The sequence below is a fragment of the Bacillus sp. JJ1532 genome (genome assembly GCF_036965085.1).
Classification (GTDB): Bacteria; Bacillota; Bacilli; order Bacillales; family Cytobacillaceae; genus Cytobacillus.
The window spans coordinates 44,871-53,944 of record NZ_JBALOW010000013.1; the positions used below are offsets into that span (position 1 = coordinate 44,871).

At 37.9% G+C, this 9,074-nt stretch carries 9 protein-coding genes; 2 read left to right on the top strand and 7 right to left on the bottom strand.

All coding sequences use genetic code 11. The features are described 5' to 3' along the window. Window positions 1-18 precede the first annotated feature (18 nt). The 3 genes from V7122_RS05705 to V7122_RS05715 all read right to left on the bottom strand — a co-directional run bounded on the left by V7122_RS05705 (window position 19) and on the right by V7122_RS05715 (window position 3,290). The gene (locus V7122_RS05705; protein WP_335526016.1) at window positions 19-1,212 is read right to left on the bottom strand and encodes an ABC transporter permease; all 1,194 of its coding nucleotides are present in this window, start codon (window positions 1,210-1,212) and stop codon (window positions 19-21) included. Then, complete coding sequence (locus V7122_RS05710; RefSeq protein WP_335486654.1) at window positions 1,205-1,918, bottom strand: ABC transporter ATP-binding protein; 714 nt, start codon at window positions 1,916-1,918, stop codon at window positions 1,205-1,207. The genes V7122_RS05705 and V7122_RS05710 overlap by 8 nt, the downstream gene beginning before the upstream one ends. Window positions 1,919-2,015: 97 nt before the next feature. Further along, window positions 2,016-3,290: a M48 family metallopeptidase gene (locus V7122_RS05715; RefSeq protein ID WP_335526017.1), complete on the bottom strand. Its 1,275-nt coding sequence runs from the start codon at window positions 3,288-3,290 to the stop codon at window positions 2,016-2,018. A gap of 416 nt (window positions 3,291-3,706) precedes the next feature. On the opposite strand from V7122_RS05715, the gene V7122_RS05720 reads away from it, so the two are divergent. Further along, window positions 3,707-3,928, top strand: coding sequence for a DeoR family transcriptional regulator (locus tag V7122_RS05720; protein ID WP_066294579.1), 222 nt, complete (start codon window positions 3,707-3,709; stop codon window positions 3,926-3,928). A 39-nt stretch (window positions 3,929-3,967) separates the two neighbouring features. Here the strand turns inward: V7122_RS05720 and V7122_RS05725 are convergent, their stop codons facing one another. Further along, window positions 3,968-4,687 carry a pseudouridine synthase gene (locus tag V7122_RS05725; protein ID WP_335526018.1) on the bottom strand — a complete coding sequence of 240 codons (720 nt, stop codon included), beginning with the start codon at window positions 4,685-4,687 and terminating at the stop codon, window positions 3,968-3,970. A gap of 15 nt (window positions 4,688-4,702) precedes the next feature. After that, a complete protein-coding gene (locus tag V7122_RS05730; RefSeq protein WP_335345152.1) occupies window positions 4,703-6,313 on the bottom strand; it encodes a putative polysaccharide biosynthesis protein in 1,611 nt (536 codons plus the stop codon). A 214-nt stretch (window positions 6,314-6,527) separates the two neighbouring features. On the opposite strand from V7122_RS05730, the gene V7122_RS05735 reads away from it, so the two are divergent. Then, the gene (locus tag V7122_RS05735; RefSeq protein WP_335526019.1) at window positions 6,528-7,796 is read left to right on the top strand and encodes an NAD(P)/FAD-dependent oxidoreductase; all 1,269 of its coding nucleotides are present in this window, start codon (window positions 6,528-6,530) and stop codon (window positions 7,794-7,796) included. A gap of 23 nt (window positions 7,797-7,819) precedes the next feature. On the opposite strand, the gene V7122_RS05740 is transcribed toward V7122_RS05735, so the two are convergent. After that, window positions 7,820-8,002: a sporulation protein Cse60 gene (locus tag V7122_RS05740; protein WP_335345150.1), complete on the bottom strand. Its 183-nt coding sequence runs from the start codon at window positions 8,000-8,002 to the stop codon at window positions 7,820-7,822. A gap of 123 nt (window positions 8,003-8,125) precedes the next feature. Continuing rightward, window positions 8,126-8,812 (bottom strand): phosphoribosylaminoimidazolesuccinocarboxamide synthase, encoded by a 687-nt coding sequence (locus tag V7122_RS05745; protein WP_335526020.1) that lies wholly within the window; start codon window positions 8,810-8,812, stop codon window positions 8,126-8,128. Window positions 8,813-9,074: the final 262 nt, after the last annotated feature.

Below are 9,074 nucleotides of genomic sequence, written 5' to 3' on the forward strand. Positions count from 1 at the left end.
TGGAACACACTTGGTGAATTAACGACCAAACATCCCTGGTCTAAATCCGAATTGCATGAAAACGAAAAGCCAACAAGTAATGAATATCCCAATTAGAAGAATGGCTAAAACGAAAAAGGCTGTAACTGTCCTTTTTCTAGCAGCAAAATAATAGGTACTTTCACTGTATTTCTTGCTGATCGGATTGGATGTTGTCACCCTATCCCAAACTAATGAAAGCCATGAATACATCATAATAAGAAAGCCTATGAAAATAAGAGCTTTTATCCAAAGTGGCGGGATAATGACAATTGCTGCTGTTGTCACGGATATGATCTGTAAATATCCCCCTATATATGAATAGTTTCTAATAAAGATTTTTATAAATAGCTCTATATACCCGTTAATCTCTTTACGATTTTTAAAAATTCGTTTTGAACGGCGGAATAAAAGGGGCTTTGTTCTTATAGAAACGATAACCGGCTTTTCTATATCATGTGAAAGCTTAAAGATTAAGTCTATATTCTTCATTTTGGCTTCATTGCCCTGGGAAATATCTTGATCGATGGATGAGACTTTTTGGATCGATCGCAAGCTTTGAAAAATGGAAATAATCATTAATAAGGCACTGCATAAATAGATTGGAAAAAGCAAACCTTTTTCCCAAAGTAAAAATATAAGTTGACTAGACCAACTTAAAAGAATGAATAATAGAATTCCAGCTGCAATCCTTTTTAGCCTTGTCTCTATTTTTCTCATTAAGAATTTTAAAAATAAAATCATGGTATTCAGTACAATAAAGAAAATGAATAGCGAAATGATCTGCTGCCAATCGAGAAAATAATGTTTTCTTAAGAATGGAAGAAAAACAAAGATGGAAACAGCTATTTGTATAACTTGTGAAAGGATTGAGTAGGCATACCCCCATTTTTTCATTCCAAGAAAGATTGGCTGATTTTTTATTAAAAATACTTTGTCTGCTTCCTGTACGAACGTACGAATGTTTCCGCTCCATGAAAATAAATAAAGGACAAAGAACAGCAAGAATAATGGAATGTTTGCAATCCACGCAGGCGGTTCCAGCCACCATGTACGGTACATCATCAAAAAGATGGCACTAGCCGGGATAATTAAGTAAAGGATGATTGTCCAATCGGCAATCGAACGGATCACACCATATTGATATTTCCACCCTCTAACTAACCGATCTGCAAATATGTTCCAGCTATTCATCTTCATGGCCTTCCGCAATTAAATGAAAGCAATCATAGAGTGAACCATTAGGTAGATGACATTGAGTTCTAATTTCATCTAAAGTCCCGGCTGCTTTAAGCTCTCCCTTATGGACAATTAAAAAACGGTCACATACCTTTTCTGCTGTATCCAAAACATGAGTAGACATAAGAATACCTGCTCCTCTTTCACGTTCACGCTGAATCGATTCAAGAAAAAGCTTCATTGCATTTGGATCCAATCCAATAAAAGGCTCATCAATGATATATATATCTGGATTAGTAATCATGGATAATATCAGCATCGCCTTCTGTTGCATTCCTTTGGAGTATTTACCTGGAAACTCATGTGCATGCTCAGCCAGTTTATATTGCACTAGCAATTCCTTTGCCTGGTCTTTATAGTTTTTATCACTTAATCCTTCCACTGATGAAATAAAGTCTAAATGCTCCCATAAAGTGAGCTCATCATAAAAGATAGGCCTTTCCGGAATATAAGAATATTTAGCTTCGGGCTGGAAGGTTACCTCACCCTTTATATTTTCTAGTAAGCCAAGAATGGTCTTAATAGTTGTACTCTTCCCTGCCCCATTTGGACCAATCATCCCAATAAGTTCTCCTGCTCCAACTTCAAATTGTATATTATGTATAATTGCTAAATCCTTTTCATAGCCTGCCTGTTTAATATCTACATTTAATAGGTTCATTCCTTCTCCTCCCATTTATTTAGTACGAATAAATAATGGAAAAAGTTTCTTATGAACAAAATAAAAACTGCTCTCCAACTGAAGAGCAGTTTCCACTTTATTGTTTTAATAATTTGATCAAGTCTTCATTGCCAAAATCAACTGCATAATCATAGGCTGTATAGCCCTCTGAATCCTGATAACTAGGATCTGCTCCATTTTGTAAAAGCAGCTCTGCCATTGCAACATCATCATTGTATACTGCATTAATAAGCGGGCTAGATTCATAAGTATCAATGGAATTAGGGTCTGCCCCATGTTCTAGGAGCAATTCAGCCGCTTCCAGGCTCCCATTGTAAACAGCCCAATGTAGTGCCGTTGAACCTTCTGAATCTTGTGCGTCAATTTCTACGCCATCTGATAATAAAGACTGAATGGTTTCTGTATCATTTTCACTGGCTGCATTCATGAGAGGGGTAGCCCCTTCAATTCCCGATGACATTTCAGACCAAAAATCCATTTTCTCTATTGCTTTCATTCCGACAAAAATGCCTGCTGACAAAATGACAACAGCTACTCCTGCACCAATAATACCAAGCCAAACCTTCCCCTTAGGCTCCTTCAATTCAAATGTTGAATCCTCGGAAAAAAATCGGGATAAAGCATAGATTCTCTTCGGCAAATGAGGGTGTGTGGATAATTTCTCATTCAGCCAGACAAAAAATCCATGTTCGGTTTGAAGCTGTTCCATATAGGCTTGCTTATTGACCTTTGGATATAATTCCTTGCCGATCGCAAGCATCGTTAAGGCATCCTTTGCCGCTTCGAACGACTCAATGTAAAATGCTGCATAACGATCACACGTATATTCACATGCCCTTAAATAGGCATTGCCGAGAAACGGAACCCACATCGCTGGCAAAAGTAGAAAGCTTATGAATACATGCTTCCTTTTTAAATGGGCAAATTCATGTGCAAGGACAAATAATACTTCCTTTTCAGCATTTCTTTCTATTAATTCGAATATTCCGGAGTAAAGAACGACCATATTTTTTCTAAAGAAACGGGTTGCGAAGGCATTTAAGACTCCTTCTGATTCTATGACATAAATATCAGGCATCACTGTAAGCCCCATATCCTTTGCAGTCATTTCAGCCTTTTCATAAAGATCAGGAAACTGATTCCTGCTGATTTTCACACCGTTCCGTCTAATGCCGCCCATCATAATTCCATGGAGTACAACCGATAGGAAAATAATAACGATAATAAAAATAATTCCAACAACCGAAAACGCTAAAAAGATATACGCGAGAATACTAAATAAAGCAACAAAGGCAAAATATACATTTTCTTTAGGAAACACCAATTGATCCCGCAAAGATTGTTCTTGCAAATGCCTTCCATCCTTTCAATTTTATTTAGGACAGAGGTTCCTTGTCCCACCAGCTCAAATACGTAACCCTAACAAAGTTTGATTATATAAAAATTCATTCAAACAGGATACGGGAAGTTTATCCCATTTCGAATTTTCCAAACATAGGACAACTCAAAGATCCATATGTTTAATTAAGAAATTCAGAGAGGGGCGGTTTTATTAATCTTTCGTAAATTCTGCAATAAAGTAGAAATTATCAAAAAATAGGGGTACAATGATTGTAAAGGATGATATTTTGGAAAAAAACTGAAATTAGAAAAGGAGATGGCTGCGGAAAAGAAAACTACATTTGCTTGAAGGACATGTTTCTTCAAACGAAGCTGTCGGTTGCAGGTAATTGCCATTGGTTTGAAAAAAGGATAGGGAGTGGTTCTTTGAAACCTTCAACTAACCGGATGTTAAACCGTATCAAATCCGTCTACATGTTTATTAATAAGCGCGGAACTGTAACAACTCAAGAGCTTGTAGAGGAATTTGGTATTACTCCTCGCACCATTCAAAGAGATCTAAATGTTCTTGTTTATAACGACCTTGTCAAAAGTCCAACTCGAGGAAAATGGACAACGACCAAACGAAAAGTAAAAATATCATCCTAATATAATGCACATAAAAAAAATCGCCTGTCGTGGCGATTTTTATTTGGCTTCATATTCCATTAACTGCGTAATTTCCTCATCCGTTAATTCCCGGTATTCTCCAAGCTCCAATGTTACATCTAGCTTAAGCGGCCCCATGGAGAGCCTTTGTAAATACATAACCCGCTTCCCCACAGCTTCAAACATCCTTTTTACTTGATGAAATTTCCCTTCAGTAATCGTAAGCTCAATATCGGAAGTGATTCCAGATTTAAGTATTTTTAGGTCCCCAGGTTTCGTTTGGTATCCGTCATCAAGGATGACACCCCTTTTAAAAGCAGCAACGTCCTCTTCCGTTACTTCACTATTAATAACAGCAAAATAAGTTTTCGGGACATGCTTTTTAGGCGAAAGAAGGCGATGGGCCAACTGGCCATCATTTGTTAACAGCAGAAGTCCCTCTGTATCTTTATCGAGACGCCCGACCGGAAAAGGCGAGAATACGAGATCCTCCATTTCTAACAAATCTAAAACCGTTTCATGCTCAGAATCTTCGGTTGCCGAGATGACGCCTTGAGGCTTATTCAGCATTAAATAAATGAATTCCTTGTATTCTACAACTTCTCCGTTTATCGTTACTGTATCTTTATCTGGATCAACATGTTGTTTAGGGTCCTTCACTTTTTGATCATTTACCTCAACAACCCCATCTTTAAGCAGCTTCTTAACATCCTTTCTGCTTCCGTAGCCTAAATTGGCTAGCATTTTATCTATGCGCATTTAAGTAGCCCCCTATTATGAACGCAGTCTTAATTTTTTCATGACACGATCGACCTTTTGGCCAAATAAGAAATACACTAATCTTGTTTTAAAGCTTAAATAGAAGTAAATACCAGCACCAATTGCTGCACAAATAAGGACGATGATTAAAGCCTGAAAACTGGATGCAGGAGATAAGAAGAGTGTAAGAATCTTATACGCAATTCCTGTGCCTAAGAACATGAATAACGTAAATAGGACTATTAAAAGCCCTCTTCTTAACACAAGTTTAAATGGGTACTTCGCATATGTTTTAATAACAAATAAATTAATTAATATAGCTGCTGCATAGCCAATAGCTGTTGCGAGAACAGCTCCATTTGTTTCTAATACCTTAATAAGCGGAATATTTAAGCTCAATTTTATCAGTAAACCGACGAGCAAACTTAATACAGTATAGCGCTGCTCATTTATTCCTTGTAAAATCGCCGCTGTTACTAGGTAATAAGCAAATAATATCGCTACAGGTGCGTAAGCCCTTAACACTTCTGTACCTAATTCCTTATGATCATAAAATAGTGTAAAAATCGGCTCTGCAAGTAAAGAGAGACCAACAACCGCCGGAAGTGTTAAAAATAATAAAACCTGAAAAGCCTGATTTAATTGATGATTTAAACTGGATCGATCCTCTTCCACAAATGCTTTTGTAATGCTAGGCACCAATGTTAACGAAAAGGCTGTAGCTAAAGATACCGGAATAATGACAAGCTTATGCGTTTGGAATGTTAATACGGCAAAAGCTGTAACTGCTTCATCCTTTAATCCAATCGAGGCCATCGCTCTATCAAAGGTCAGCTGATCAATAAACTGAAAAAGCGGATTTGCAATTCCGACAAAAACGAAAGGTGCTGCATAAACGATGATTTCCTTATACATTTCCTTTAGAGAAATTTCCATTGTACCTTTATCATTCAAGAGCAGCTCATCTAAATAAGGTCTCCGTTTATACCAGTACCATAATAAACTGGCTAATCCTCCAATAGCGCCAATAAAGGCCGCAAAGGTTGCTACACTAACCGCGGTAACAAGACTTCCCTTCATGATATGTAAAACGATATACGCACCTACAAGTACGAAAGTAATTCGAACAATCTGTTCAATGACTTGTGATAAAGCAGAAGGTCCCATTGACTGATGCCCCTGAAAGAAGCCTCGGATGAGACTCATAATAGGAACAAGAATAAGTGCGAAGCTCACTGCTCGAATGACAGTTGCCCCGTTCTCAGCAGTGACAGACTCATTATGGGGGCTAATTTCTGCTATCAATGGAGCTAATAGATACAATGCTATAAAGGCGATAAGCCCCGTTCCCATCATGACAAGCAAACCGGATTTAAAAAGCTTTCTGCCAACAGCATATTCTTCTAAAGCATTATATTTTGAAATAAATTTTGAAACTGCTAACGGTACCCCGGCAGTAGCAATACTAATAAATATCGTATAAGGAATGTATGCAAAGGTATAAAGGGCATTCCCTTCATCCCCAACTATATGATAAAACGGTATGACGTAAAATAACCCCAGTACCTTTGAAATAATCGTGCCAAGGGTTAAGATAAAGGTCCCCCTTAAAAGCTTAGATGACATAAATTATTATCCCTTCCTTTAAAAGAAAAAGCGCAAAACGAAATTTGCACACTATTTGTAGTTTACTCTTCTTTAAGAAGGATTGCTACCTAGAGATAGTTTATGGCAATAATTTTTTCGCAAATAAGTCCCTATTGTTGTAGGGTTATGAAACTACCCACATTTCGTATATAATGAATAGGATTTTAAGACTGAAGGCTAAGTTGGTGAATAAATGAAATATAATGTAATTGTGATTGGCGGCGGGCCATCCGGTTTAATGGCTGCGATTGGGGCTGCTGAGCAGAAAGCTAGAGTGCTGCTTATCGATAAAGGGGACAAGCTTGGCAGAAAGCTTGCCATTTCAGGCGGCGGTAGATGCAATGTGACGAACAGGCTGCCGATTGATGAAATTATTAAACATATTCCGGGGAATGGACGATTTTTATACAGTGCCTTTTCTCTTTTTAGCAACGAGGATATTATTAAGTTTTTCGAGAATCTGGGCATTAAGCTAAAGGAAGAGGATCACGGTCGGATGTTTCCTGTGACAGACAAGGCACAATCGGTTGTGGATGCTTTACTTTCAAAACTTAGCGAACTAAAAGTAGATATTAAAACAAACAGTCCTGTTAAAAATGTCCATTATTCAGATGGTTCCGTAAAGGCGGTTGAGCTAAGAAGCGGAGAAATCTTCGAGGCGGAAGCAGTTGTGATGGCAGTCGGAGGAAAATCTGTGCCCCATACAGGTTCAACTGGAGACGGATATGCGTGGGCTGAAAAGGCGGGGCATACGATTACTGAGTTATTTCCGACAGAGGTCCCTGTTACTTCGGCAGAGGCATTTATTAAGGACAAATCTCTGCAAGGACTTTCTCTTCGCAGCGTTGCATTAAGTGTGTTAAATCCTAAAGGAAAAGCATTAATTACTCATAAAATGGATATGATTTTCACTCACTTTGGCGTTAGCGGGCCTGCGGTTCTTAGATGCAGTCAATTCGTTGTAAAAGCAATGAAGAAATGGAATTTGAAAGAAGTCACCATGAGTATTGATGCCCTTTCTGATAAAAAGGAAGAACCTTTATATCAGGAAATCTTGTTAGGAATTAAGTCTGAACCGAAAAAAAGCATCAAAAATTTATTAAAAGGGCTGCTGCCGGAAAGGTATCTGCTTTTCTTACTTGAGAAAAGCGGGATTGACCCTTCAGCACAGGGAGCTAATATTTCCAATGAAAAAGTAAGAACCTTTGTGAAGAACTGTAAAATGTTTCAGTTTACCGTCAATGGAACCCTTCCGCTTGAAAAAGCTTTTGTGACCGGAGGTGGAGTTTCAGTAAAAGAGGTTGATCCGAAGACAATGGCTTCTAAATTAATGGGCGGATTATTCTTTTGTGGGGAAATTCTTGACATCCACGGATATACAGGTGGATATAATATTACTTCTGCACTTGTGACAGGAAGGCTAGCAGGTGTGAATGCGGCTCTTACTGCAAATTCCCTCTAATGAAATTAGAGCCTGAGATTCTATCAGGCTCTATAAATAATCATCGCTGAAAAACAATAAATCTGCTCATCTTCGTCCTCATGTACGGCGGCTACATTGTATTTTATATCCATTAGCTTTTTTTCTTCTATTTTTTCTAAAAAACGGTTCATTTCAAGCTCCAAATCCTTCTCATGCTCGTGGTCAAATAATTTCACTTTAATCATAAGGGGCCCATCCTTTCTGCTTTTTTATCATTATTGACAGAATAATCTGTTTTTAAAACTGAATAATGGGCATAAGAAAAAGCGGCTAACTTTATGCCAGCCACTTTTACTAAATAAAATCTATTATTTTTCTAACATTAATTTTTCTAAATTTAGCGGTTCAATATAGTTGCCATTTTTATAAGCCCTCATATTTCCACCTGAAATTTCATCGATTAAAACGATTTGTTTGTCTTCGCCGACTCTGCCAAATTCAAATTTAATATCATATAATTCAATGTCTTTTTTCGCCAGCTCATCTTTTACCACTTGTCCGATTTGCTTTGTTAAGTCCTTTAGTACGGAATATTCAGCTTTCGAAAGGACTCCCAGCATATCAAGTGCATCCTCGCTGATTGGCGGGTCCTGTCGGTCATCGTCTTTAATCGTTACTTCTACAAACGCATCAAGGGCTTGTCCCTCCTCAGCGTACATCCCGTAGCGACGAAGAAAGCTTCCGACTGCCTTATAGCGGCAAATGACTTCAAGGCCGTTTCCAAAAACGGTAGCAGGCTTCACTGTCATCGTAGCCTCTTCAATGTTTGCATCAATATAATGAGTGGGAATTCCCTTTTCTTTTAAAATTTCAAAAAAGAATTTAGTCAGGCTTAATCCCGCACGACCTGCACCCTCCAGTGTTAAACCTACCGTATTGGCACCTGGATCAAATACTCCATTTTCTCCTGTTACATCATCTTTAAACTTTAATAAATAATTTCCGTCCTCTAGTGCATATACATCTTTTGTTTTGCCTTTATAAATAGGTTTCACTGTTAGTCCTCCTTAAAGCTTCTGTACGTCTTTAACTATAAGTTATTCTTAAAAAAGGAATCAACATTTATTTTTCAAAAAAAACAATTCACTCCCCGTATTCAGAAGTGAACTCGCTCTATCGCAGGTTTTAGACAATGCAAGGAAATGTTTAGAAATCCAAGTTTCTTGGACAGCTTTTTGGAAAAACTACGAAACCTGTCCAGTAACTCGGGTTTCTTGGACAGCTTTACGGAAAAACTCCGAAACTTGTCCAGTAACT